This is a genomic window from Aeromonas sp. R1-2, assembly GCF_040908505.1.
Classification (GTDB): Bacteria; Pseudomonadota; Gammaproteobacteria; order Enterobacterales; family Aeromonadaceae; genus Aeromonas; species Aeromonas veronii.
In genome coordinates this window covers 1-25,591 of sequence record NZ_JBFODU010000044.1, presented here as the reverse complement: position 1 = coordinate 25,591, position 25,591 = coordinate 1, and the positions used below count along the sequence as shown (strand labels likewise).

Below are 25,591 nucleotides of genomic sequence, written 5' to 3'. Positions count from 1 at the left end.
ATCATTCGCTACCTAGCAGGCAACTGCTCTCCGCTCTCTCTACTTGGTGAGAAAGGAGTTCAATCATGATCCCGTCGATTATTCGCTGGTCGGTGGGCAACCGCTTTCTGGTGCTGCTATTGACCCTCATGCTCACCGCCTGGGGGCTCTGGTCGGTCAAGCAAACCCCGGTGGATGCCCTGCCGGATCTCTCCGATGTGCAGGTGATCATCAAGACCTCCTACCCGGGCCAAGCGCCCCAGGTGGTGGAGGATCAGGTCACCTACCCGCTCACCACCGCCATGCTGGCGGTACCGGGGGCGACCACGGTGCGCGGCTACTCCTTCTTCGGCGACTCCTTCGTCTATGTGCTGTTTGACGACAACACCAACCTCTACTGGGCCCGTGCCCGGGTGCTGGAGTATTTGAGTCAGGTGGCCCCCAACCTGCCCGCCTCCGCCCGCCCCCAGCTCGGCCCCGATGCCACCGGGGTGGGCTGGGTCTATCAGTACGCGTTGGTAGACAAAACCGGCAAGCATGACCTCAGCCAGCTCACCTCGCTGCAAAACTGGTTCCTCAAGTACGAGTTGCAGACGGTGGAGGGGGTCTCCGAGGTCGCTACAGTCGGTGGCATGGTGCGCCAGTATCAGGTGCGGGTCGATCCGGACAAGCTGCGCGCCTACGGCATTCCGCTCTCCCTTATCGAGACTGCCATCAAACAGGGCAACCAGGAGACCGGCGCTTCCGTCATCGAGATGGCGGAAGCGGAGTACATGGTGCGCTCCAACGGCTATCTGAAAAGCGTCGAGGATCTGAAGCAGATCCCGCTCGGTACCACTGTGCGCGGCGCCCCGCTGCTGCTGGGGGATGTAGCAGATGTGGTCACCGGCCCCCAGATGCGGCGCGGCATCGCCGAGCTCAACGGCGAAGGGGAAGTGGTGGGCGGCATTATCGTCATGCGCTATGGCGAGAATGCCCAGCACACCATCGACGGGGTCAAGGCGCGGCTCGCTCAGTTGAAGAGCAGCCTGCCGGAGGGGGTGGAGGTGGTCACCGTCTACGATCGCTCCGACCTTATCCAGCGCGCCATCGACAACCTCTCCGGCAAGCTGGTGGAGGAGTTCGCGGTGGTGGTGCTGGTCTGCCTCGCCTTCCTGTTCCACCTGCGCTCGTCACTGGTGGTGGTCATTACCCTGCCCATCGCCATTCTGGTGGCCTTTATCGTGATGCACCTGCAGGGAATCAACGCCAACATCATGTCGCTGGGGGGCATCGCCATCGCCATCGGCGCCATGGTGGATGGTGCCATCGTGATGATCGAGAACGTCCATAAACACATGGAGCGGGAGGCGCTCACCGACAAGAACCGCTGGCGCATCATCACCGAGGCGAGCATCGAGGTGGGACCCGCCATCTTCTTCTCCCTGCTCATCATCACCATCAGCTTCCTGCCGGTGTTCGCACTGGAGGCACAGGAGGGGCGGATGTTCCACCCCCTCGCCTACACCAAGACCTACGCCATGGCCGCCGCGGCCGGGCTCGCCATCACGCTGGTGCCGGTGATCATGGGTTACTTCATCCGTGGCAAGGTGCTGGCGGAGCAGGCCAACCCGCTGAACCGCTGTCTGAGCCAGGGCTATGTGCCTTTGCTCAAAGCCGTGCTGGCCCGTCCGAAAACCACTCTGGCTGTCGCCGCCGTGGTGACGGTGGCGGGCTTCTGGCCGCTCAAGTACCTGGGCTCCGAGTTCATTCCGCCGCTCGATGAGGGGGACATCATGTATATGCCCACCACCGCGGCCAATATCTCTGTGGGCAAGGCGCGGGAGATCTTGCAGCAGACCGATAAACTCATTCGTACCGTGCCCGAGGTGCAGAACGTGTTCGGCAAGGCGGGGCGCGCCGAATCGGCCACCGACCCCGCCGATCTGGTGATGATGGAGACCAGCATCCAGCTCAAGCCCCGCGATCAGTGGCGCCCCGGCATGACCCCGGAGAAGCTCAAAGAGGAGCTCGACTCCCTCATCCGCTTCCCCGGACTCACCAACGCCTGGGTGCCCCCCATCAAGACCCGCATCGACATGCTGGCCACCGGTATCAAGACCCCGGTCGGCATCAAGATAGCGGGGCCGGATCTCAAGGTGATCCAGCAACTTGGCCAACAGCTCGAACAGATCGTTGGCAAGGTGGATGGCGCCTCATCGGTCTACGCCGAGCGGGTAGCCGGTGGCCGCTACGTCAAGGTGGATATCGACCGGCTGAAAGCGGCACGCTACGGCCTCAACATCGCCGACGTGCAGGCGGTGCTCGCCACCGCGGTGGGCGGCATGGAGGTGGGCCAGACCATCGAGGGGCGTGAGCGCTACCCCATCAACCTGCGCTATCCCCAGAGCTATCGCGACTCGGTAGCGAGCCTCGAGCTGTTACCGGTGGTCACCCCGAGCGGAGCGCGTATCGCGCTGGCGGATGTGGCGCGGGTCTACATCAGCGACGAAGCCCCCATGCTGCGCAGTGAAAACGCGCGCCTCAACGGCTGGGTCTACGTCGATATTCGCGGCCGCGATATCGGCTCCTTCGTCGATGAGGCCAAAGCCGAGGTGGGCAAACAGCTGGTGCTGCCGGCAGGCTACGCCCTCACCTGGTCCGGCCAATACGAGTATATGGAGCGGGCCAAGGCGCGCCTCGCCTACGTGGTGCCATTAACCGTCGCCATTATCGTGCTGCTGCTCTATCTGGCGTTTCGCCGCTTTCAAGAGGTGCTGCTCATTCTCACCACCTTGCCGCTGGCGGTGGTAGGGGGGATCTGGACCCTCTGGCTGCTCGACTTCAACCTCTCGGTGGCGGTCGGGGTGGGCTTTATCGCTCTGGCGGGGGTGGCGGTGGAGACCGGTGTCTTGATGCTGGTCTACCTCAACCACGCTTGGGATGATCTCATCGCCAGCGGCAAGCCGGACCAGGCGGGGCTGCACCGGGCGGTGATCCACGGCGCAGCCCTGCGCCTGCGTCCCAAGATGATGACGGTGGTGACCATTATCGCCGGCCTCTTGCCCATCATGTGGAGCCACGGCACCGGCTCCGAGGTGATGCAGCGCATCGCCGCCCCCATGATTGGCGGCATGGTGAGCGCGCTGGTGCTGACCCTCTTGGTGCTGCCCGCCGCCTACTACCTGTGGCGCAGTCGCAGCCTTGGCAAGAGCGCGAACCCGCAATCCGAATAACCCGATTTCACGATCCATATTGACTGAACGATGAGGAAACCATCATGAACTACAAAACGCTGACCCTGACATTGCTGCTTGGCCTTGCCACCCAGACCAACCTGCAAGCAGAAGAGATGATGCACCATGAAGGGCACGATATGAGTCAGACGGATGAGATGAGCGAACAGGCCGCAATGGTGATGACCAAGGGGGTCATTACCCGCCTCGATGAGGGGAGCGGCAAAGTCGGCATCAAGCACGAGGCGATCGAGAATCTCAAGATGCCCGCCATGACCATGGTCTTTCGAGTGGCAGATCCGGCCCAGCTCAAAGGGCTCAAGGTGGGGGATGCCATCCACTTTCATGCCAAAAGTCAGAGCGGCAAGCTCACAGTGACAGCCATCCAGCCGCAATAAACGGCTCTGGCTCGCCGAAAAGGTCACGATAGACAGTGACAACACAAGAGGGAGGCATCAGCCTCCCTCTTCTTTTGATCAACCTGTTCATGTGGTCAACCTCTGGCGCGCGATAGCACTCAGCTGCGGTTTGCCAGCAACTGCTCCACATCCTCGATCACCTTGAGAGCCGCCTGCGGGCCGCCGCTGGAGGTCCAAAGCGACCCGTCCACGGCACCAAAGCGCTTGGCCTTGATCACTGGCAACTGCTGGAACGCCGGGGTCTGCTCCGCCTGACGCATGGCATCCACCGCATCACCGCTGGCGCTCAGGGTGCCGACCACCAGCCAGTCGGCATCCAGCAGATTGAGGGACTCCAGACTGAGCGCCGGTGAGTGGGGCGCGCCAGTCCCCTGTTGTTTGTCCGGACGCACCAGCCCCATCGACTCCACTACGCTGCTGGCAAAGGTGCCCTGATACATAAAGCTCGGCCCCTTGGGGTTCCAGCGCACTATGCTGATGCTCTCCCCCTGATGCTTGGCCAGCTTGCTGCGGGCCTGAGTCAGCCGCTCGGCATACTGCAGCAAGAAAGTATCCCCTTGCTGGTCGCGGTTGAGGGTGTGAGCGGTGCGGCGGAAGCTATCCTGCCACGGCTCACCCCACTTGCTGGTCACCACGGTCGGCGCGATCTCCCCCAGCAAGGTCAGCAGCTCGGGACGGGTCTGGCCTATCAGGATAAGGTCAGGCTCCAGCGCAATCAGCGACTCCAGATTGGGGCTGTCGAGATCGCCGATCACCTGGATACCCATGCCCGCCTTGTTCAGCAAATAGCGGGGCAAGGTGGGTTGACCACGGCCATTGACGGCGCCGATGGGGGTCAGCCCCAGGGTCAGAGTGCTGTCGAGTTCGAGCTCGCTCAGCACCACCACCCGCGTTGGCTGGACTGGCACCTGCACCTTCTGGCCAAACGCATCGGTCACTTCACGCATCTCTTGCGCCTGAACCAGCGGCGCGACCAGCATCAGGATGGCTGCTGCCAGGGCGGCAAAACGCTTCATCATCTCACTCCTTCTCGTTGCACGGCCCGGATAATCGGCCGCGTAAATACACTCGGTGGGCCAACAGAGCAGGCCCATATGACTCAACTCACCGAACGCAGGGAACGGCCATGTTCGTGACGACGGGGCACGATAATGGGCGCCCCGTCGCCGGGGGCATGCAGAATGTCAACACTGGTCTGGTAGAGCCGATCGATCAGGGATTTGGTCACCACCTCCCGGGCTGGGCCCATGGCGGCAATGGTCCCCTCGCCGATGGCGATCAGCTCGTCGCAGTAGCGGGCCGCCATCGCCAAATCGTGGATCACCAGCAGCACGGTTTTGCCCTCGGCAGTGATGCGGTGGATTGCCTCCATCACCTCGGTCTGGTGACCGATATCGAGGGCGCTGGTGGGCTCGTCGAGCAGCACCATGTCGCTATCCTGGGCCAGGATCATCGCCAGCCACGCCCGCTGCGCCTGCCCGCCGGAGAGGGACGCGGCGCTCTGCTGCCAGATGCTTTCAAGCTGCATCCGCTCGCAGGCACTGCGCACCATACGGGCATCCTCCTCGCCCCACTGATTGAACCAGCCCTGATGGGGGTGGCGGCCATACTGCACCAGCTGCTCCACCAGAATGCCGGCAGGCAGGGTTGGCCGCTGGGGCAGGTAGGCGAGCTCCCGCGCCAACCCCTTCATGGGGTAGCTGGCAAGCGGCTTGCCTTTGAGCAGGATCTCGCCGCGTTGGGCTTTCATCTGGCCGGATAGCAGCTTGAGCAGGGTCGATTTGCCGCAGCCGTTGGGGCCAACGATCCCCACCAGCTTGCCCCTCGGCACGCTGAAAGAGATGTCCCGCAAAATGGGGGTCTGCTGATAGGCGAAGTGGAGGCGATTTACGGTGAGCGTCATCAGTCAGCCCTCTGGCGATCGTTAACGAGAAGAAACAGCAGCAACAGGCCGCCGAGAATGCGGGTCATGATGCCGGTCGCCACCTCGTGGGGGCTGGCCAGCACCCGGACCAGGGTATCGCTGGCAAGCAGCAGCAGGGCGCCGCTAAGCGCCGCCAGCCAGAGCGGCACCACCCGGTCTTTCACCAGCCAGGAGGCAAGAATGGGGGCAGCCATGGCGATAAAGACCACGGGGCCGCCGATGGCGGTGCCGAGCGCCGCCACCAGAATGGCCTGGGCCAGAATGCCCAGTTGCACCCGATCGCCGTTGACGCCAAGCCCTCTAGCCATCTCGGGACCAAAGCGCAGCACCGCCAGCGAGCGGGAGAGATAGACGATCCAGGGGCAGAGCAGCAGCAACAGGATGGCGATGGGGGTGATGGTGCTGTAACCCACGGCGATAAAGCTGCCCATATTCCACAGATAGAGGGAGCTCAAGTGCAGCAGGGCCTGAGTGGACATCACAAACTGACCGAGCGCCTCGAACAGCTCGGAGAGGCCGATGCCGATCACCACGAACAGATAGCCCTGCTCACCCGGTTTGCGGCAGAGGGCATAGAGCACCAGCGCCGCGAAGATGGCTCCGATAGGTGCCGCCCACCAGGGCCAGCTGCCTACCGTCAGGTAGAGGGAGAAGACAATGATGGCAAAGGATGCGCCGTTGTTGACCCCCACCATGTCGGGTGTGGCCAGCCGGTTGCGAACCAGAGTCTGTACCAGACAGCCGGAGAGCCCCATGGCCGCTCCCGCCACCACCACCCCAAGGATGCGCGGCAGCCGGATCTTGAACAGGGTGAGCTGCTCAAGCCGCGTCCCCTCCCCCAGCAGAGTGTTGACCACCCCGGCAAAGCCGAGCTTGCCGCCGCCAACGCTCAGGGCCAGCAGAGCCAGCGCCAGCAGCGCCATGGCCAGCAGAGCAAGCCAGCGCCAACTCGGCAGATGGAGCAGCAAAGAGCGGTTGCCGGCCCGCAGGCAGAGCATATCGGTAGGTGTACGCATCAGACCCTCACTTGACGGTCAGCAGGGTACGAAAGCCCCCGCGGTGAACGATGGCGATCAGCACAGGTGCACCGATCAGGGCCAGAATGACGCCGTTGGGCAGCTCGAACGGCTGGATCAGCCAGCGCGCCAGAATGTCGGCCAACAGCAGAAACAGCATGCCGAACAGGGCGGAGAAACAGACCTGCACTGACAGCTTTACCGGCTCTACCAGTCGGCCACAGTAGGCGGCCAGAAAGCCGACAAAGCCGATGGGGCCGGCAATAGCGATGGCACTGGCGGTAAACAGGGTGGCGGCCAGCAGCACGCCAATTCGCACCCGGTTAGGGCGGATCCCCAGCGCCTGGGCCTGACTGTCCCCCATCTGCATCAGGGTCAGCTGGCGACAGAGCAGCAAGGTGATGACAAACGCCGCCAGCACGAAGGGCAGCACGGCAACGATGGCATCGAGATTGGCCGCCGACAGGGAGCCGAGGTTCCAAAAGCGGTACTGCTCCAGCACCATCTTGTTGGAGAGCAGCAAAAAGCTGGAGAGACCGCCGAAGGTGGCGGAGAGCGCCACCCCGACCAGAATCAGCTTGAGGGGGTTGGAGCGGCCAATCATCATGCCGAGCCCCAACACAATGACGTTGCCGAGCAGCGCGCCAAGGCCAGCCCAGAGCAGATAGCCATAGGCAGACTCCACCCCGAACCAGGTGAGCCCCACTACCAGCGCAAAGACGGCCCCGGCGTTGACCCCGAGCAGGCCGGGCTCCGCCAGTGGGTTGCGGGTCGCGCTCTGCAACAAGGAGGCAGCCAGAGATAAAGAGGCGCCGACCACCATGGCGCAGAGGGTGCGCGGCAGTCGCAAGGTATTGAGCACCATGGCGAGCTTCTCGTCTCCAGCCCAGCGGGCATCCCCCATCAGGTAGCCGAGTACCTCGCGGGCACCATAGACGCCCGCACCGGTGGCGAGCGAGAGAGAAAGCAGTATGAACAGGAGGAATAATCCCAGCCAGAACAGAGGGGTCTGGTACTTAACCACCCTTTACGACTCCTTGCGTTGGGTCTGACAACATGCAGCCAAACCGACGTGAAAACAGGGCGCTCTTGTGTCAACGGAAATAAAAACGCCGCCCGGACGAATACCCAGACGGCGCAATACTAAATGCAAATCATTTTTATTTGCAAGGGTGAATCAGGTATTCTTTCGCATCCGCTTAATTATCCATCACATCGTGACGGGTCTGGTGATAGGCCTCTTCACTCTTGCCCCGGCGCCAGTACGGCACGGCGTAGAGCGACTGGCGATCCACCTCGAGCACGGAACGAAAATGGCGGCGCAGCGGCAGCACCAGCGCCTCTTCCCCACCCAGCCAGAAGAAGCCGCCATCGCGCACCAGCGGCAGAGCAATCACATGCTCCAACAGGCCGCTGGACTCGGGCTCGCCGACAAACCAGTGACAGCGCACCCCGACCGGCAGCGTCAACAGCTGAGCATCGGCCTGATCCGGCACCAGAATCGCAATTTCCCCTCTGGCATCGGCAGGCATCACCTCACACATCGCCATGATGGCGGGCAAGGCGGTGAGATCCCCCACCAAGCAGTAGTGATCGGCCGGTTGCAGCATGGGGTTGGGACCACCCGGCCCAGAGAGGATCACCTTCTCTCCCGGCTTGGCATGGGTGGCAAAGGCGCTGGCGGGCCCACCGTCACCGTGCAGCACGAAGTCGATATCAATCTCCTGCTCATCACGGCGAAACGCACGGATGGTGTAGGTGCGGATCACCGGCTTGTCAGCCGGGTCACTCCAGCGCGGGCCGCTCGGGGTCATGGCAGGCAGCACCGGCTCTACCTGATGGGGCTGGGCCAGCATCACCTTGATATGGGCCCCACCGCAGGTAAAGGGATAGTCAGCCAGTTCGCTGCCACCAAAGGTGATGCGACGCAAATGGGGGGTAATCTGGGCAATGGCTTTGACAGTCAGCAGACGGGGGCGATTGGGAGGCAGAGATGGGGACACGATGGGGCTCCTCGTTGAGTGTGTCGCCCATGCTACACGCAAATAGCAATCACTATCAAATAAGATTGTTTCTCGTCTAATAGCTACAAGCTGGATTCAAACATCCCCAACCACTCGCGTCCACACCCCAATCCAGAAATAGGCTTTGTGCACGCTAGCTCCATGATTGGACAAAGAAAGCAGCCGGACAACGCCACAGTTACAAAGGGTTCCATTTGCTTATTTCGACCATAGTTTTTCGAGATCAAATTTTATTTCCCAATAAGTTTCCTATCCTTAGTGAAGCAGTTAATGTAAGCACAGGATGCCAAACAGGATTGTATGATGGATGACCAGATCCTGATTATTGATGATGACGATCTCTCCCTCCCCGACGCACAGCAAGCGGGCTGGAAGGTGATGATTGTTGACGATGAGCCTGAAGTGCATCGCATCACCAAAATCACCTTGAACAAATTCGAGTTTGACAATCGCCCCATCGATTTTCTGCATGCCTATTCCGCGGCACAGGCCAAAGAGTTGCTGGCCACCACCCCGGACGTTGCTCTGTTGCTGCTGGACGTGGTGATGGAGGTCGACCACGCCGGCCTTGATGTCGTCAAATACGTCCGTGAAGATCTGCAAAACAAGATGGTACGCATCGTGTTGCGTACCGGCCAGCCCGGCCAGGCGCCGGAAGATGACGTGGTCACCAACTACGACATCAACGACTACAAGGATAAAACCGAGCTCACCTCCCAGAAGCTGCGCACCTTGCTGCGGGCCAGCCTGCGCTCATATCGGGATATTCGCACCCTGGAGAGTAACCGTCAGGGGCTGGAAAAAGTCATCGAAGCCTCCAAGGGGATCTTTGAGAAACGGGCCCTGCGCCAGTTTGTCGAAGGCGCCCAGGAGCAGCTCAGCGCCCTGCTCCATCTGGGGGAAACCCAGATATACGACGTCAAGCAATACGCCTATGAGGTGAAGGATCAAGTATTGGAGCCCCTGCTCCCCGGCCATCCCGCCATGCTCCTCACGGACGCGCCGGAGATCCTGCGCCAGGCTATGAGCAAGCGCAGCAATGTCTATAACGCCACCCAGATGGTGCTCTACTGCCAGAATCCGCGCCACCACCTGCTGTTCCACATCGAGACCACCCGCCAGCTCAGCCAGATCGATACCAGTCTGCTGACCCTGTTTACCGAAAACATCATAGTGGCGCTGGAGAATATCCGACTCAATGAGGTGATCGCCGACAACCAGCGGGAGATCATCTATCGCATCGGCGAACTGGTCGAAACCCGTTCCAAAGAGTCAGGACTGCACGTCAAACGGGTCGCGCTCTATACCGAACAATTCTGCCACCTGATGGGCATGAGCGAAGAGCAGAGCGAGCTGGTGAAACGTGCCTCGCCGCTCCATGACATTGGCAAGGTGGGAATTCCCGATGCCATCTTGCACAAGCCGGGCAAGCTGACACCGGAAGAGTGGGAGATCATGAAAACCCACGCCCAGCTCGGGCAGGATATGCTCTCCGGCAGTGATCTGGCGCTGTTCCAGATTGGTGCCACCATCGCTGGCAATCACCATGAGAAGTGGAATGGCAGTGGCTATCCCCGCGGTTTGAAGGGGGCCGATATTCCGCTGGAGGGGCGAATTGTGGCGCTGGCTGACGTGTTCGATGCCCTGGGTTCGGATCGCTGCTACAAGAAGGCGTGGCCGCTGGACAAGGTGCTGGCCCTGATTGAAGAGGAGAAGGGGCAGCATTTCGACCCCCAGCTGGTCGAGCTGATGATGGCTAATCTGGACAAGTTCCTCGAGATCCGCGAGCAGAACAAGGATGTCTATATCGGCGAACACTGATAGCCAGCTTGTTCTGTTTATGAACTCAAAAAACCGCCCTGCTTATCAGGGCGGTTTTCTATATCTGGCATCACGCCACTTCAGAGCGAGAAGTACGAGGGTTACTGCTCTGGCAGATTGAGATCCAGCTTGGCGGCAGGTTGTCCGGCTTGCTGATTCTCGGCCTGCGCAGCGGCCAGAGCACGCTTCAGGGCACGCCGTTTTTGTATCACCACAAACCCGACCCCACCCAATACCGCCAGCAACACACCACCACCTGCCAATGCCCAGATCAGCCAGCCCATTTCCTCTTCTGCCGGAGCTTCATGGGTCGCCTCGGCACTGGAGGCCGGTGCGGCGGCCGACACCACCTCTACAGGAGGCGGCGGTGGCGGGAAGACATTGAAGGTTTTCACCGGCAACTCGATTTTCAGCTCACGGCCGAGGCGAGTGGTGCCATAGAGGGTTGTTTTCACCTCATGCTGACCGACCTCCTTGATGTTGGAAAGATCGATATCAAGCTTGGGGTCGCTGGCGGTCTCGCTGAACTCGTAGAGGCCGCCCACATTGCTGGTCACACTCCCCTTGACCACCACAGAAGCGGGATCCAGCTCATCACGGTCGATTAGCAGTGAGAGCTTGGCTCCCAGCTCATCCGAAGGCGGCGACAAGTTATAGCTGAACGGATAGGGGTAAAGCAGCACATCCTGATAACGGGCACGGACAAACACCTGATTGCCCGTGCTGAACATGGCGCGGTACTTGCCACCGGGAATATCCTGCAGCGTCACTTCCGCCGTCATGATGCCATCGCCCGGCACTTCGTCGAGCCCCTTGCCATCATCGCGATAGTGGCCAAGTACTTGATCCAGCACGACCTCTTTCTTATCGGCATCGCTGAACGATTGCAGCTTGACGGTCATGCCAAGATCAGAGAGATAGTATTTATCTTTCGGCGGCTGACCATTGATCAGCAACCACGCCTTGAGCTTGACCACCTCCCCCTGATAGAGCTGCATCGGCAGGGCGGCGATATCGAGCCGGATATCGGAGAGAATGCGCACCCGGTTGTCGGGATCCACCTCGCCAATCGCCTGCCAGGGGCCCGGCATGGGATTGCGCAGGGTAATGAGATCATGCTCCGGCAGCGCCAGCCAACCCACGTCGGCGGGTTTGACCTTGCCCACGTAAAGCTTGCTGCCATCGGGGCGCACCAGGATCACCGAGGGGGAGCCCGGCTTGCGCTTGATAATGAAGGTGATCTCCTTCACGCCGTAATCGATGCGAAAGCGGTTATCCAGCAGCGGAATATCGGAGGGAGCAAATACCTCGGTTGCCGTCGCTCCCAGCGAGAGCAACAGCAGCAGACCGGCACACCACTTGCTCATTGCCGCCACAGACAACTTCCTCCCTTCTTCTGTACCAGATCCAGTCTCGCTTCGTGCAGGGCCTGAACCTCGGCACTGGCACGCACCACCTTGAGGGCGGGTCGGTTGCTCTCCAACCGGCGAATGCTGGTGTCCTGATTGCTTTCGTTTTCGTTGCTTTCGGTGGCCAGATTGAGTTTGGTCTGGCCGCCGGTCATCAGCAGGTAGACGTCCGCCAGGATCTCCGCATCGAGCAGAGCCCCGTGCAGAGTACGGTGGGAGTTGTCGATACCGTAACGATCGCACAGCACATCCAGGTTGTTGCGCTTGCCGGGGAAGAGATCCCGCGCCATCGCCAGGGTATCTGTGATGGTGCAGATATCCGCCGTCTTGAAGTTGAGTCCGAGCTTGCTGAACTCATAGTCCATGAAGCTCACGTCAAACGGCGCGTTGTGTGCGATCAATTCGGCGCCGCGGATGAACTCGAGGAACTCGTCGGCGATCTGGCTGAACGACGGTTTGTCACGCAGAAACTCGTCGGTAATACCGTGCACCTGGATCGCTTCCGGGTCGACCAGACGATCAGGCTTGATATAGACGTGATAGTGGTTACCGGTCAGCTTGCGGTTGATCACCTCCACACAGCCGATTTCGATAATGCGGTGCCCCAGATAGACAGGGCCACCCGCCGTATTCATACCTGTGGTTTCAGTATCCAGAATGATCTGGCGATTCAGTTGGGGTGTGTTCATGATCCAATCTATGTCAAACTTCGGCTTTACTTACTCGCTAGTTTACCCCAAGCCTCATGTTAAAACAGATTGATTGCTCATGTTAAAACAGATTGATGTCTATACCGACGGCTCCTGCCTCGGCAATCCGGGCCCGGGTGGTTACGGGGCCGTGATGGTCTATGGCAAGCACCGCAAAGAGATTTCCGCCGGATTCAAGTTGACCACCAATAACCGGATGGAGCTGATGGCCGCCATCATGGGGCTGCGCACCCTCAACGAACCGTGCAAGGTACGCCTCACCACCGACAGCCAGTATGTCCGCCAGGGGATCACCCAGTGGATCATCGGCTGGAAGAAGAAAGGGTGGATGACCGCCAACCGCCAACCGGTCAAGAACGTCGATCTCTGGAAGGAGCTGGATGCGGAAGTGGGTCGCCACCAGATTGAGTGGCTCTGGGTGAAGGGACACTCCGGCCACCCGGAGAACGAACGGTGCGACGAGCTGGCCAGAGAGGCCGCCTGCGGCAAGGATCTGGCCGAGGATACCGGCTACCAGCCCTGACGAGCCATTCCCGGTGTGGCGAGGGACTTTGGCAGTTGCCAGCGCCGCCGCACCGGGATCAGTGGAGAGCGCCTTTTACGGGCCGCAATCACGTATACCGATGCAAATGCCCTGCAATAATCCCGCCCGATACTCTCCCGCCACCAACTGTGCCAGCTCTGTTTACCCATAAACGAGTAACCGAAACGCTCGTCGAACATCACCTCGCATCCCAGCAGATGCAGCCAGTCCGTCACCCGCCCCGGGGTGAACATCCGTGCCGACCAGGGCATTCTGCGCCGTAAGAACGGCACACAGTGACCGATCCCGACCAGACTCATGGGGTTATAACCACTAATGATCAGCCAGCCATCGTCGGTCAGCACCCTTTCAGCTTCGCGCAACACCTGATGAGGATCGGCAGAGAAATCGAGGCAGTGGGCCAGCAGGCAGGCATCGACGCTGCCGGTCCGCACCGGCAGATCGAGGGGATCGCCATACATGTCGAGCAACCGCCCGCCGGGGGCGACCCCGATCTGGTGACGAATGGAAGAGCGTTTGCAGGAGAGTTCAGCGCTCAGAGCGCCAATTTTCAGCAGATGATACCCAAACAGATTGGGACACCAGTTGTCGAGCCGATCCTGGATCTCGGCCGCCACCCAGTCCCCCATAGGCAATGCAGACCAGCTGGTCGGGATCTCGATTTGTTGTTCGGTACGTGCCACCTGCATAATAGGGCTCAACTCGCGGTTTCGAACGCCATCCTGTTATATAAGATACCCTCCCTAAAGAGAAGCAGACTCATGTATCCAGTGATCACAGTTCCAGCCTTTAATGACAACTACATCTGGTTGATCCGCCACGAAAATCACTGCCTGGTGGTCGATCCGGGCGATGCCGCCCCCGTGCTGGAGCGGCTCGCGGCGCTGGGGCTGGTGCTCGATGCCATCCTGCTGACCCATCACCATCACGACCATGTGGGGGGCGTCAGCACATTGCTCGAGCACTTCCCCCACGCGAGACTGTATGGCCCCAAACTTGACCCGATGCCGGATCATCATGGCCAGTGGCTCGAAGATGGCGATCAAATCAACTGGCACGGCCTCGCCCTCGAGGTGATCCATGTGCCCGGGCACACTCGCGGCCACATCGCCTACCACGGCAACGGCATGCTCTTTTGTGGCGATACCCTCTTCTCGGCCGGTTGTGGCCGCCTCTTTGAAGGGACGCCAGAGCAGATGTATCACTCGCTGCAACGGCTCGCCGCCCTGCCTGATGAGACACTCATTTATTGTGCCCACGAGTACACCCTCTCCAACCTGCGTTTTGCCTATGCGGTCGAGCCGGACAACCCGGCGATCCGTGATCAGATCGGGCTGATCAGCAAACTGCGGCAACAGGGGCTACCAAGCCTGCCCAGCCGACTGGGAGATGAGCGCAGGTTTAATGTTTTTCTGCGCTGCGGGCTCGATTCAGTGAAATTTTCTGCTGAAAAGCAGGGGCTAAAATGCGTGGAAAATCCGGTAGATACCTTCACCATCCTGCGTCAGTGGAAGGACGTTTTTTGAACAAACCTTGATCAGGGGGCCATTGCCCCTTATGATGCGAGCTGTTTTTCCTAAAAATGACCGGAACGAGATGAAGGTACGAACGGCCTTATTGGCAGCGCTGTTGCTCAGCGGCTGCCAAAACCTGAGCCATCAGGATGACCGGGCGCTAACGGCAATCGAGCCGATCAAGTCCCCCCAGGTCAAGAAAAAAGCGCATAAAAAACACTCTTCCCATTTCCTGTTTGGCGATGAACAGCTGGACGAAATGGAAGATACGGACAATCTGTGGGTGCGTATCAGCGATGATATGCAACTGGAAACTCCGGACAACCCGCGCATCCGCCAGCAACGTGAGTGGCTGTTGCGCAATGATAAGCATCTGGCGACCATTGCCAGCCGGGCTGAACCCTACCTCTATCTGATGGTAGAGGAGATTGAACGGCGTGAGCTGCCAATGGAGCTTATTACTGTCCCGATGATCGAGAGCATGTTTGATCCCCATGCCCGATCCCGCAGCAATGCCGTCGGTCTGTGGCAGTTTGTGCCAGCGACAGGCAGAAACTTCGGTCTGCGCCACGACAACTGGTATGACGGACGGCGCGATGTGCTGGCCTCCACCAATGCGGCGCTCGACTATCTGGAGTACCTGAACCGCTTCTTTGACGGTGACTGGCTGCAGACGCTGGCCGCCTACAATGCCGGTGAAGGACGGGTGCGCAACGCCATCCAGCGTAATCAGCGCGCAGGCAAGCCGACCGACTACTGGTCGCTCGATCTGCCCCGCGAAACCCGGATGTATGTGCCCAAGATCCTCGCCATGGCTGACATGATTAGTAATGCGGACAAGTACAATATCCAGTTGCCGGTGCTCGCCAACGAGCCGAAGCTGCGAGTGGTGGAGACCGGCAGCCAGATCGATCTGAACGTGGCCGCCCAACTGGCAGGTCTGCGCACCTCACAGCTCAAGGAGGTCAATCCGGCCCTGAGCCGTGGCGTGATGTCGCCCCGTGGCCCTTACCGCCTGCTGGTACCGGTAGAATATGCCGATACCCTGGAGCTGGCACTGGCCGATCTGCCCAAGAGCGAGCGTATTCGTACCCGCTCCTATCAGGTCACCAGTGGCGATACCCTGTCGCGCATCGCCCAGAATCATGGCGTCAGCGTGAGTGAGCTGAAGCTGGCCAACAATCTGCGCAGCAACAACCTGCGTCGCGGTCAGCAACTGGTGATCCCGACCCACGGTCAGGTCAGCAGCAAGGCCAGCTCCGCCAGCAAACCGCAACAGCTGGCAAGCCGTGGCAGCAGCCAGAAGGCCAAAGTCAGTTACAAGGTGCGCTCGGGTGACAACCTGTGGAGCATCAGCCAGGCACACGGCGTCTCCCACGAAGAGCTCGCCAAGTGGAATGGTCTGAATGCCAAGTCGGCGCTCAAGCCAGGCATGAAGCTGGTGGTCTATCCCAAGCAAGGGAAGAAGAGCGACAAATCGATGGTGTATCAGGTTCGCCGTGGCGACTCCATCTCCTCTATCGCGGCTCGCTTCCAGGTGGCCATCAACGATGTGATGCGCTGGAACCAGCTGGATAAAGGGGATTACCTCAAGCCCGGTCAGGAGCTGACCCTGTTTGTGAAGAACAACAGCTAAGCCTCACCGCTTGAACCCGACAAAAAACGGGGCCAGTCATCTGACTGGCCCCGTTTTTTTATTACTGCGGTTAACCGCTGCTGTGTCTGAGAAACCGACTAGAACAATGGCTTGGCGCCGCCTGCGGATGCATCACCGCTCTGCAGGCAAAACTATCACCGCTATTCCCAAAGCCTTGTCGGCACCACCATAAGCACGGTGCGCTGGCCGATCGCCACATTGGCATTGGGGAAGACTACCGCCTCACGCGGCTTCTCGACGGTGTAGCGCAGCTCACCATCCTCGGCCAACACGAACCCTTGGGGAAATTCGGTGAAGTTGTCCACATCGCTGGCGAACAGGAAGCGAAAGTCCGCCGATTTTTTGGTGATCACCCGATCGATGGCAAACAGGGTGAAATCATCCGCCCGCCACGGCTCCAGCGCCACCTCATCCTGAGTGACCAGCTCCTGCAGCGCTTGGCGGGTTTCGATAAAGCGGGTCATATCGTTCTCGCCAAACGGGCGCACCTTGCCCAACTCCACCGTGAAGGCGTGGGCACCATGCTGGCGGGAGCTGTAGTAGCTGAAGGTCGTGGTCGGGCTGGCGGAGAGCAGAATAGTACGCACCCCGCAGGCGCCGAGGAACTGCACCTGCTCGCGGCAGTGAGGCCGCTCGTGGGGGAAGGGGTAGACGGCAAACTTCTCGTGGCGCGAACCGCGAATGGCGGTGTGCAGGTCGTAGTGGTAACGGGGACGAGCCGGATTGGCAAAGAAGCGGCTCACATACTGCTCGAGGCGCATGGCGCGGATCCGCTCCCGATTGCAGAGCCCCTCCCCCTTGCTGTGTGCTCCGGAGAAGAGCCGGTTCATGTTCTCCTCCACCTCCCGCAGCCCCAGATTCATCGCCGCCGGATTGCCAAACAAGAACAGCACCCGATGACGGGCGCTCAGCTCGCCTGAGAGCAGACGACTCAGCAGCTGGTTGCAAATCTCGATGGGGGCAGTCTCGTTGCCGTGGATACCGCAGGAGAGGACGATATCCTTGCGCCCTCCCGGCTGGCCGCCCGCGCCACTGGCAGGCTCCAGACAGAGTACGCCAGTATCCCAAATGCTGACCTGCGCACCATCGGGCAGGGCAAATTCAAAGGGCTCAAGCTGCCACTCATGGCTGCGGGTCAAGGCTAAAAAATCGTGCTGGGGAATCATCCGTCTCACCCTCTCGCTCTGGAATACTATGGCCGGATTATACGCAAGGCATCGCGGCTTAAAATCGTTTTTTAAACAAATTCAAACATTAACGATACAAGTGTGATAACAATCGAACGATGACAGCAATGACAGTCGCGATGTGGAATAAAGAGGAGAGGAAAAAGGATCAACAAATAACAGGGGGAAAACGGGGGGAGATAAAACAGACAATGACAGACCTAGCGGCTGGTACCCACAGGGGCAGAACAGCAAACGACTCAGCAGAAAAACAAGGCATCCATGCCCGGTTAATTAACCACGCCAGAACGGCTTGGTGGTCTCTTGATAACGGTCAGCTTCGTTCAGGCCGATGTCTTTGAGCAGGTACTCGGGCAGCTCGGAGAGCTGACGACGGCTACGGCTGCGCTCCAGCCAGGTCAGAACGGTCATTTTAACGCGAGCAACCAGATTCAATTGGCTGGAATGCTGGTAACCGGTTTCGGTATAAGTCATGTTGGCCATGATGTGGCTCCTCTGAATATTTGTTTACGCACTGGGCTTCAATTTGATGCGCAAAGCTTAGTCAGGGAGTCAGACCGACTCAATTGACGAATTTTGATACGTTACATTAGTAAATCTAATGTCTAAAAACGGCTGGATTTAATTTTAATGCTTTGATTTTAAACAACTAATTATTTTAACGGTTGGCCAGCAGAGTCGCGCAGCATATTGTGCTGCATGGCACCCATCTACATATGCATTTTACTGCTTTACATATGCAGGGGCGGACAAGGTGTGAACAACTGGCAACAGCGGAGTTACACGAGATTGTTATTTTAATGATCTTGTGGTGATCTTTATTTAACACCCTGAAACATAAATAAAACCAGCACCGTATCCCCATTCAGAGGCGCACATTGCCCCCTCCTCAAAGTGCCTCTTGGCACTCCAATCGCATGCTGTTATGTTTATTTATACAGTAGTTTTTCTCCCCGCAGCGATGTCATACCTGATGTCGTCAACAGCGGGTCAGACCACAGGATCATCGATGGATACCTTTACCCCGACCGCCGCCCTGCGTCAACAGATGGCCGCCATTGAAGCCTCTCTCAACCAGCTGGCCGATCTGCTTGGCCAACTCGAGCTGCAGGAGGCTCATGTCTATCCTCTCCCCCCAGTTGCACAGGGGGAAGAACACGACCCGATCGAGCAAATTGAGGTGGGCTATCTCAACGGTGAAGCCGCGCTGGCGGCCACCCTCGCCGCCTATCAGGATCACAGCGCCCGCCCCGGCTGCTCCACCAAGGCGACTCACCGGCTGCCCGGCTGGTTGCGCTTTCCTGCCGCCGCCGCTCCGCTGATCCAGCCTCTGGTTGAGGAGATCAATCAGCGCAAGCTCGATTTCAAGGGGCTGGTGCAACAGGCGGGGGGACGGGACGAGAAGTTCGAGCTGGTACATACCGCCCTGCCCGGCGTGATCACTCTGCAGGTCTACCGCAAACTGACCCTGTTGGCGGGGGAGCTGCAATCCCTCGGCTTTACCTGGGCCGACAAGCAGACCATCAATCGCCTCAGTCGTGAGCAGGTGCTTGAGATGCTGGAGCGCAGCCGCCGCTACATACCTGCCCTCTCCAACAACGAGGAGTGGAGCAAGATGGTGGATCAGGAGGTGTACGACATTCGCCGTCTGCCCGCCGATGCCGAGCTGCGGATCCGCCGCCCGGTCAAGACCCACCCAATGATCAACCTGCTCTGGCTGGAGCGCACCCCGCGCAAGCAGCAGATCAAGGCGAGCCTGCCCCTGCTGCTCTGCTCCGATACCCCGCCTGCAGTCACCCATCTGGGCAACTATCCTCCCAAAAGCCGGCAGGCGCGGCGAGATCGCAAGATTGGCGGTGAGCCCATCATCGAGCGGCTGCACCTCTATCTCTATCAGGGGTGACTGGATCTGGGATAGCTGGATCTGGGATAACCGGGCCGCCTTTCCGCGATAAACGAGTATCCCGCATCTGCACCCCAAATAAGAAAGGGGAGAACATCTCTGGATGCTCTCCCCTTTTCTGTATCGATAGGCGCTATGAAAGGTGGCGTCGCCAATCAGCCCATCAGCAGGGCCCGCAGGCTCTCCACATCCAGCCCGCGCACCTCGGACTGGCCGCTCAGCAGGCCATCGGCCAGCGCCCGCTTCTCGTCGTGCAGGGCGACGATCTTCTCCTCCACCGTCTGCTCGCACACCAGCCGGTAAACGGTCACCGGCTGGGTCTGGCCCATGCGGTGCGCCCGATCGCTCGCCTGATCTTCCACCGCCGGGTTCCACCAGGGATCGAGGTGCAGCACGGTATCGGCCTGGGTGAGGTTGAGACCGGTGCCCCCCGCCTTGAGGCTGATGAGGAACAGCGGCACCTCCTCATGACGAAAACGCAGGATGGAGTCCTGACGGGACTTGGCGGAACAGCCCCCATCCAGATAGCAATAATCCCAGGATTTCTGCTCGATGCGGGCCCGCAACAGACTCAGCAGATCGACAAACTGGCTGAACACCAGCACCCGATGACCGCCGTCGATCGCCTCTTCCAGCAGGGCCATCGCCTCGTCCAGCTTGCTGCTGGTCTGCGACCACTCGGGCATCACCAGCTCCGGCGAACAGCAGAGCCGGCGCAGTCGGGTCAGGCCACTCAACACGTGCATCAGGGCGCGCCCATCGGCGCTCTGCACCTGCTGCACCACTTCACGCCGGGTCGCCTCGTAGAGCTGACGCTCCTCGGGGGAGAGGCTGATGTGGTGGATGATCTCGGTCTTGTCCGGCAGCTCGGTCAGCACCTGCTGCTTGAGACGACGCAGGATAAAGGGGCTGATCACCGCCCGCAGCAGCGCCATGTGCTGGGGATCCTTGACGGCCTTGCCAAAGCGACGCTTGAACTCGCCAAGGCTGCCGAGCAGCCCCGGGTTGATAAAGGTGAAGAGGCTCCACAGCTCCCCCAGATGGTTCTCGATGGGGGTGCCGGAGAGGGCGAGGCGAAAATCGCCGTCGAGCTGGAACAGCAGCTTGGCGCGCTGGGTACCGGCGTTTTTGATCTGCTGCGCCTCATCGAGCACCATGGAAGACCATCGGCGGGACTTGAGCGCCTCCGCCAGGCTGCCAAGCATGCCGTAGTTGATGAGGATCACCTGACCGGCCTTGGCCTCGCGAATGATCCCCTCCCGCTCGGCCGGATTCTCGAACACCACCACATCCAGCTCGGGGGCGAAACGGGTCACCTCCTCCTGCCAGTTGGTGACCACTGACTTGGGTACCACCACCAGCGCAGGGCCAAGGTGCTGGCGCATCCGCAGCACGATGAGCGCCTGCAGCGTCTTGCCCAGACCCATGTCATCGGCCAGACAGGCACCAAAACCGTGATGGGCCAGGGTCGCCATCCAGCGCACCCCCTCTTTCTGATAGTCCCGCAGGGAGGTAAGCAGCTCGTCCGGGCAATCGACCTCCTGCTGCCACTCCTGCTGCAGGGATTGCCATGCTGCATCCCCTTCGGTGGTAATGACCGAGAGCAGACGAGTAAGCGGATAGGCCAGCTTGTTGTTGATGCGCTGCTCTTCATCGAGCATGGCCCCCAGCATGGTGAGCCGCTCCACCAGCTTGTCGCTCAGCATCAGGCTGGTCTTCTCGTCGAGCTGAACGGTGCGCTGCCCCGGGGTCATCTGGCGCAGAATAAGGCGCAGATCGAGGATCTGGTGCTCATCGAGGGCCAGTGCCCCTTCGACCTGGAACCAGTCCTGCCGCCGCTCGATACGCAGGCTCAGGGCCGCTTCATCAAGGCTCTTGAGGCGAGCGCTGTCCTGATGCCAGTGAATGACCACGCCGGCATCCACCAGCTCGGGCAGAGCATTGACCAGCGCCAGCGCCTGTTCCCCCTGCAGCAGCCACTCGCTGCCGGGCAGGCCGATGGGGAGTTGATTGCGCAGTAGCTGGGCCTGCCCCTTCTCGGCCGCGAGATCCCGCTGCCAGTAGTGGTACGCTTTGATCCCCTGCCGTACGATCGCCTCCCCCTTGCCAAGTGGCTGGGGCGGCAGATCCTCAAAGCGGGTCACCAGCTTGACCGACAGCTGACCATCCTGCCAATCCAGTTGCACCGAAGGAATGCCCGGCCAGGGAGCCAGTTCGGCGTTGCCGCTAAGCCCCGCAACCTGACTGTGCCAAGGCAGCTCGGGAATAGCGTCCAGGGTGCGTTGCAGCTCGGCCAGCCCCTCGGCGGGCAACAGCGGGATGGATTCGAGCGCAGGCAAGCGGTCGAGCAGCGGCTGCGGGGTGAGGATCAGCTGCCACAGATCCTGCGCCAGCGGCATGATATGGGCCCCGCGGGCGGCCGCATCGGGGCAGAGCTGCGCGCTCATCCCCTGTTCGGTGGCCACCACCTGCAGCAGGGGGGCGCTGATGGCCAGTTGCAGCTTTTGCCCCTTGGCGTTGAACAAGCGGGGGTGATCGGCCAGCGGCGCCCAGACATCCCGCGGCAGTCGTCCCATCACCCGTGGCAGGGTGCGGACCAGTGCCCAGTCGTGCTCATCGAGCATGGCGGCATACTGGGTAGAGAGCAGGGCCGGATCGACCCGGCGACCGGCGGTCCACTCCCCCTTGGTGCTCAGTTTCTGGATCTTGCACTCCAGCTCGGGGCCCTCGGCATGGAGCAGCCACACCAACCGCTCCTGCGGCTTGCGCACGCCACTGGAGCGTCCCAGCCCCTGCAACCAGTTGAGCCAGCTGGCAGAGGCCGCGGTTTTATCCTCATCCCCGTCATCATCCTGCTGGTCACTGCCCTCTTGCGTACTCTCCTCACTGCCGCGCAGTTGGCACAAGGGCGCCCCTTTGGCCACCTCGCCCAACAAGATACGCAGCAGATCCTGACAAAAGGCCATCAGGCGATGATGGGGCTCGGCATCGAGCAGATGGGAGAGATCCCACTTGTGCAACATGGCCACCTGCGGGCTCTGGGCACCGTGACGGGCCAGCGCGCAGAGATCGAGCCAGAGATAGCCCCAGTGGAGCTCCTCCACCGGCAGTTGCAGGGTATCGAACAGGCCGACCGCCTGACCGTGGCGATCGCCCGCCCACTGGCTGAGCAAGTCGGCAAGCAGGGGGAACTGGCCAGTCAGACTGCGCTGCCACTTCTTGCGCTGTTCGCTGGCGATGACGGGATCTGCCTGCTGCAACCAGCCAAGCCAAAGCAGGGCGCTGAATGAACGGGGCCACTGGCCCGCCTCGCCCTCATCGGTTGCCTGCCACTGGCCCAGCGCGGTGAGCAGTCGCTCGCCAAGCGGGCCGCTCTGGCGCTGCTGGGCCAGCGCCTGCAGGGCTGGCCAGCCGGGGGCGGCATCCTTGTCCTCGCCCGTTGGCGATGTGCTCTCGCCATCCCCGCAGAGCCAGCGCCACTCCGCCTCGAACGCTTTGGCCCGGGCCTGCACCTCGGGGGCGCAGCGCACCAGCGCATTGGCCAGCGGCCAGCGCTCTTCATAGGGGGCATCGAGCAAGAGTTGCAGCGAGAAGTGCTCCAGCAACATTTGCTGCCAGGCGGGGCTGGAGCCCGCCAGCAACTGGTGAGCGTCCGGGGTATCGAGCAGGGTCAGCAGATCGCTGGCCGAGAAATAGGTGGGGATCTCCCCCGCCTTGCCGCGACAGAGCTCGCGCACCACCGCATGGGTGAGATCCTGCCCGGTCAATGAGGGCACCCGGCTCCAGTCCGGCGCCGGGCAGAGACCGGCACGCACCCCCAGGATCAGCGCCAGCGTTCCCTCGGCGGTCAGGCTCCACTGCTGCTCCCCGCGCAATCTGACCAGCCCCGCATCCTGCAGTCGGGTCAGTTTATCGATCAGGGCATGGCCTATCGCCAGTTGTTCTTGCAGCAAACGGGTACTGGCAACGCGCTGCAATTGCAGGGTGGCGAGCAGGGCATAACTATCCGAAGAGAGGGTGGACGCAGACATCAAGACTCACGGGCAAGTGCAAAAGCGGAATTTTAACGGTAAAGCGCCAGCGGCTCGACCCTTTACCGTGAAATAACTCAAAAAAAAACGGCCATCCATGATGACCGTCGAAAGTAACGAAGGAAATAGCCGGATCATCCGGTTACCTCCCACAGCGGGAAAATCGGGAGCGCTAGCCCCTAATTCGTGGAGCCAATGCTAGAGGTTGGCGCCCGAAAAAGCTTTGAAGCGGATCACAGTTGAAAAGGATTTCTGAAAACGGTTTCAATTTTTGACGGCAAAAAACCATGATTTCGCGCCAAATGAACCATGTCCCAACCACTCCTGCTCACCCGGCACAAGCGGTGAAAACCCTTATGGCAGTCGCTTGTCGAACGCCCCTGTGCGGGCAGCTGTCAGCTGTATTGCTTCATCAGAACCTGCCGCCCGCAGGCTAGATTTCAGGGCAACCGGACATGGCCGAGATGGGCCAGGAGAGCACGAATCGGCTCCCTCCCCGTCCGGTAGATTGGCAAACCGCGCTGCCGCCGTGGGCCTCTGCAATCGCCTTGACCACGGCGAGTCCGAGTCCGCTACCGCCGCTCTTGCGCGAGCGTGACGGATCTCCGCGACGAAACGCATCGAAGATACAGGCGGCGATCTCCTCGCTGATGCCTGGCCCCTCATCTTCCACACTCAGGACGCACACACTCTCCGAGCGATACAGCCGCACGGTCAGCAGGCCCGGCAGCGCGTGCTTCTGGGCATTTTCCAACAGCGCCATCAGGGCCTGACGGATGCGAAACAGATCGCAGCAGACATGAAGTTCGCTATCCAGCTCCCGCTGCAACACAAATCCGCTCGCCGCCAGAGGGCTGGCAAACGCCTCAAGCACCACGGCAAGCTCGTCGGCCAGCCTGACCTCGGTCCGCTGTAACTCCAGATGGCCGCTGTCGTTGAGGCTCAATACCCGCAAATCCTCGATCAGGTGATTGAGCCCCTGCAAACGGCCGCGCAAAATGGTGACGGGAGTGCGCAGCTTTGGGGCTCGTCTTATTCAGGAACATCATCGCCTGCACTTTTTGTCAGATCGAGCCTCATTAATTGGTGAATGGGCAGCGGCAGACATCAACCGACTGGAAGCGTCATTCCCGACCATCATCAAGGAACTTGAGAGCAAGCTGTTCACTGGCGAATTGGATGCTCAACACCAGCAGCGTATTACCATCCAGTACCGCAGTTTCACCTGTGAAGCCGATAGCCTCGGCAGCCATGGATATATACACTTGGTGATTTATACGGCATCTGACGCAAACATCACTCATGGCACCAAAGTGTGACCTGACATCCAAATATAATCATATGTTTACACTTACTCGTCCGTGATAAGTGGGTAGGTCGTGGGGCAGGCTAATTCGTAGCCTTCCCTCTGTTTTTTCTCCTCTTTAATCCCATGCTCCATCAATGCCCTTTGCTCGGAATAGTGCCTGTACGCACGCAAAACCGGCGTTAAATATAGTTCTAACTGGTTGCTATTGACTCCTTGTTGGCGTTATTATCAATTTCCTTAAAATAGAACATTAATAAGCACACTATCATTTAAAAGTTCGATTAAAATTACTATCACAAGGCTCACTTAAATAACAAAAGCATCAAAACCAACGTCAGTTTTATTTTCCATTAATGTCTGCAACCGTCAGTGCCCAAGCCAGCAAATATACCTGGCTAAATAACTGATCCTAATAGTGCTACACCTTCGCTGTGCCATAGCCATTCCCCGGGAAAGGAGACACGGTATCCATGAAGTGTTTCACTCGAGCCAGCAGGTTGGCCATCCTTCTGCATTGATGATTGCGCGTGATGGTTTCATGCAACTTGTGCCACAGCCGTTCTATGTGATTAACCCAAGGACTGTAAACTGGCTGGAATACCAGGCAGAACTTGGGATTCTTCTTCAACCATCGCTCGGTCTGCTTGCTTTTGTGAATGATGTAGTTATCGAGGATCAGCGTGATGGTTTTGGCTCGTCGGTAGTGGTGACGCAGCTTTTCCAGCATGGCGATAAACAGCGATGAGTTTTTCTTTATCCCGCTGACGTAAAGCACTCTTCCGTTGCCTGCATGGAGAACGCCTGCCAGGTAATGTTTGGCGTTCTGTCCCGGTGTGACAACCCGCTTTTGCTGCGCTCTGAACATCCAGTCGGCCCCAAATTTGGGATTGAGGTCTATATCGACTTCATCCTCATAAAACACCGGATTA

The 25,591-nt window shown here is 59.8% G+C and carries 19 protein-coding genes and 2 pseudogenes; 8 read left to right on the top strand and 13 right to left on the bottom strand.

Annotated features, from left to right (window positions below; translation table 11 throughout):
- Positions 1-65: 65 nt before the first annotated feature.
- Together AB5Y76_RS15625 and AB5Y76_RS15620 are read left to right on the top strand one after the other, a co-directional pair.
- The gene (locus tag AB5Y76_RS15625; protein ID WP_263717506.1) at positions 66-3,194 is read left to right on the top strand and encodes an efflux RND transporter permease subunit; all 3,129 of its coding nucleotides are present in this window, start codon (positions 66-68) and stop codon (positions 3,192-3,194) included.
- A gap of 44 nt (positions 3,195-3,238) precedes the next feature.
- The gene (locus AB5Y76_RS15620) at positions 3,239-3,592 is read left to right on the top strand and encodes a copper-binding protein (protein ID WP_108613823.1); all 354 of its coding nucleotides are present in this window, start codon (positions 3,239-3,241) and stop codon (positions 3,590-3,592) included.
- A 119-nt stretch (positions 3,593-3,711) separates the two neighbouring features.
- On the opposite strand, the gene AB5Y76_RS15615 is transcribed toward AB5Y76_RS15620, so the two are convergent.
- From AB5Y76_RS15615 to AB5Y76_RS15595, 5 genes are all read right to left on the bottom strand, one after another.
- Entirely contained in the window at positions 3,712-4,629 is a 918-nt protein-coding gene (locus AB5Y76_RS15615; RefSeq protein ID WP_263717589.1) for an iron-siderophore ABC transporter substrate-binding protein, read from the bottom strand.
- 83 nt (positions 4,630-4,712) lie between these two features.
- Positions 4,713-5,516, bottom strand: a complete 804-nt coding sequence (locus tag AB5Y76_RS15610; protein WP_263717505.1) for an ABC transporter ATP-binding protein — start codon at positions 5,514-5,516, stop codon at positions 4,713-4,715.
- Positions 5,516-6,553: an iron chelate uptake ABC transporter family permease subunit gene (locus tag AB5Y76_RS15605; RefSeq protein ID WP_263717504.1), complete on the bottom strand. Its 1,038-nt coding sequence runs from the start codon at positions 6,551-6,553 to the stop codon at positions 5,516-5,518. Before AB5Y76_RS15605 ends, AB5Y76_RS15610 begins: the two co-directional genes overlap by 1 nt.
- A 7-nt stretch (positions 6,554-6,560) precedes the next feature.
- Entirely contained in the window at positions 6,561-7,577 is a 1,017-nt protein-coding gene (locus AB5Y76_RS15600) for an iron ABC transporter permease (RefSeq protein ID WP_219296929.1), read from the bottom strand.
- Between the two features lie 175 nt (positions 7,578-7,752).
- A complete protein-coding gene (locus AB5Y76_RS15595; protein WP_263717503.1) occupies positions 7,753-8,556 on the bottom strand; it encodes a siderophore-interacting protein in 804 nt (267 codons plus the stop codon).
- A 324-nt stretch (positions 8,557-8,880) separates the two neighbouring features.
- Here AB5Y76_RS15595 and AB5Y76_RS15590 point away from each other — a divergent pair, with 324 nt between their 5' ends.
- A complete protein-coding gene (locus AB5Y76_RS15590; protein ID WP_005361714.1) occupies positions 8,881-10,398 on the top strand; it encodes an HD domain-containing phosphohydrolase in 1,518 nt (505 codons plus the stop codon).
- A 101-nt stretch (positions 10,399-10,499) separates the two neighbouring features.
- Here AB5Y76_RS15590 and AB5Y76_RS15585 read toward each other — a convergent pair whose 3' ends face one another.
- Positions 10,500-11,765, bottom strand: a complete 1,266-nt coding sequence (locus AB5Y76_RS15585) for a TIGR03503 family protein (RefSeq protein ID WP_263717587.1) — start codon at positions 11,763-11,765, stop codon at positions 10,500-10,502.
- Complete coding sequence (gene dnaQ / locus AB5Y76_RS15580; RefSeq protein ID WP_047439188.1) at positions 11,762-12,496, bottom strand: DNA polymerase III subunit epsilon; 735 nt, start codon at positions 12,494-12,496, stop codon at positions 11,762-11,764. Before dnaQ ends, AB5Y76_RS15585 begins: the two co-directional genes overlap by 4 nt.
- A gap of 79 nt (positions 12,497-12,575) precedes the next feature.
- Here dnaQ and rnhA point away from each other — a divergent pair, with 79 nt between their 5' ends.
- Complete coding sequence (gene rnhA / locus AB5Y76_RS15575) at positions 12,576-13,040, top strand: ribonuclease HI (RefSeq protein ID WP_005353268.1); 465 nt, start codon at positions 12,576-12,578, stop codon at positions 13,038-13,040.
- On the opposite strand, the gene AB5Y76_RS15570 is transcribed toward rnhA, so the two are convergent.
- Positions 13,028-13,750 carry a class I SAM-dependent methyltransferase gene (locus AB5Y76_RS15570; RefSeq protein ID WP_263717502.1) on the bottom strand — a complete coding sequence of 241 codons (723 nt, stop codon included), beginning with the start codon at positions 13,748-13,750 and terminating at the stop codon, positions 13,028-13,030. The two genes, rnhA and AB5Y76_RS15570, sit on opposite strands and share 13 nt — an antisense overlap.
- Before the next feature lie 72 nt (positions 13,751-13,822).
- On the opposite strand from AB5Y76_RS15570, the gene gloB reads away from it, so the two are divergent.
- Complete coding sequence (gloB, locus tag AB5Y76_RS15565) at positions 13,823-14,587, top strand: hydroxyacylglutathione hydrolase (RefSeq protein ID WP_263717501.1); 765 nt, start codon at positions 13,823-13,825, stop codon at positions 14,585-14,587.
- Positions 14,588-14,657: 70 nt separating this feature from the next.
- Positions 14,658-16,211 (top strand): LysM peptidoglycan-binding domain-containing protein, encoded by a 1,554-nt coding sequence (locus AB5Y76_RS15560; protein WP_058055865.1) that lies wholly within the window; start codon positions 14,658-14,660, stop codon positions 16,209-16,211.
- A 161-nt stretch (positions 16,212-16,372) separates the two neighbouring features.
- Here the strand turns inward: AB5Y76_RS15560 and astE are convergent, their stop codons facing one another.
- Both astE and AB5Y76_RS15550 read right to left on the bottom strand, forming a co-directional pair.
- Positions 16,373-17,398 (bottom strand): succinylglutamate desuccinylase, encoded by a 1,026-nt coding sequence (astE, locus tag AB5Y76_RS15555; protein WP_263717500.1) that lies wholly within the window; start codon positions 17,396-17,398, stop codon positions 16,373-16,375.
- Positions 17,399-17,692: 294 nt separating this feature from the next.
- Positions 17,693-17,902, bottom strand: a complete 210-nt coding sequence (locus AB5Y76_RS15550; RefSeq protein WP_005337823.1) for a DUF1127 domain-containing protein — start codon at positions 17,900-17,902, stop codon at positions 17,693-17,695.
- A gap of 526 nt (positions 17,903-18,428) precedes the next feature.
- Here AB5Y76_RS15550 and AB5Y76_RS15545 point away from each other — a divergent pair.
- Positions 18,429-19,322, top strand: a complete 894-nt coding sequence (locus AB5Y76_RS15545; RefSeq protein ID WP_263717499.1) for a DNA replication terminus site-binding protein — start codon at positions 18,429-18,431, stop codon at positions 19,320-19,322.
- A 155-nt stretch (positions 19,323-19,477) separates the two neighbouring features.
- Here AB5Y76_RS15545 and AB5Y76_RS15540 read toward each other — a convergent pair whose 3' ends face one another.
- Entirely contained in the window at positions 19,478-23,353 is a 3,876-nt protein-coding gene (locus AB5Y76_RS15540; protein ID WP_263717498.1) for a DEAD/DEAH box helicase, read from the bottom strand.
- 433 nt (positions 23,354-23,786) lie between these two features.
- Positions 23,787-24,380, bottom strand: a pseudogene (locus tag AB5Y76_RS15535) (sensor histidine kinase); the annotation flags it as partial.
- Between AB5Y76_RS15535 and AB5Y76_RS15530 the strand changes: the two are divergent.
- Positions 24,364-24,672 carry a type IV toxin-antitoxin system YeeU family antitoxin gene (locus tag AB5Y76_RS15530; protein WP_263717497.1) on the top strand — a complete coding sequence of 103 codons (309 nt, stop codon included), beginning with the start codon at positions 24,364-24,366 and terminating at the stop codon, positions 24,670-24,672. The pseudogene AB5Y76_RS15535 and the gene AB5Y76_RS15530 sit on opposite strands and share 17 nt — an antisense overlap.
- A 408-nt stretch (positions 24,673-25,080) precedes the next feature.
- On the opposite strand, the pseudogene AB5Y76_RS15525 reads toward AB5Y76_RS15530, so the two are convergent.
- Positions 25,081-25,591: pseudogene (locus tag AB5Y76_RS15525) on the bottom strand (IS630-like element ISAhy2 family transposase); the annotation flags it as partial.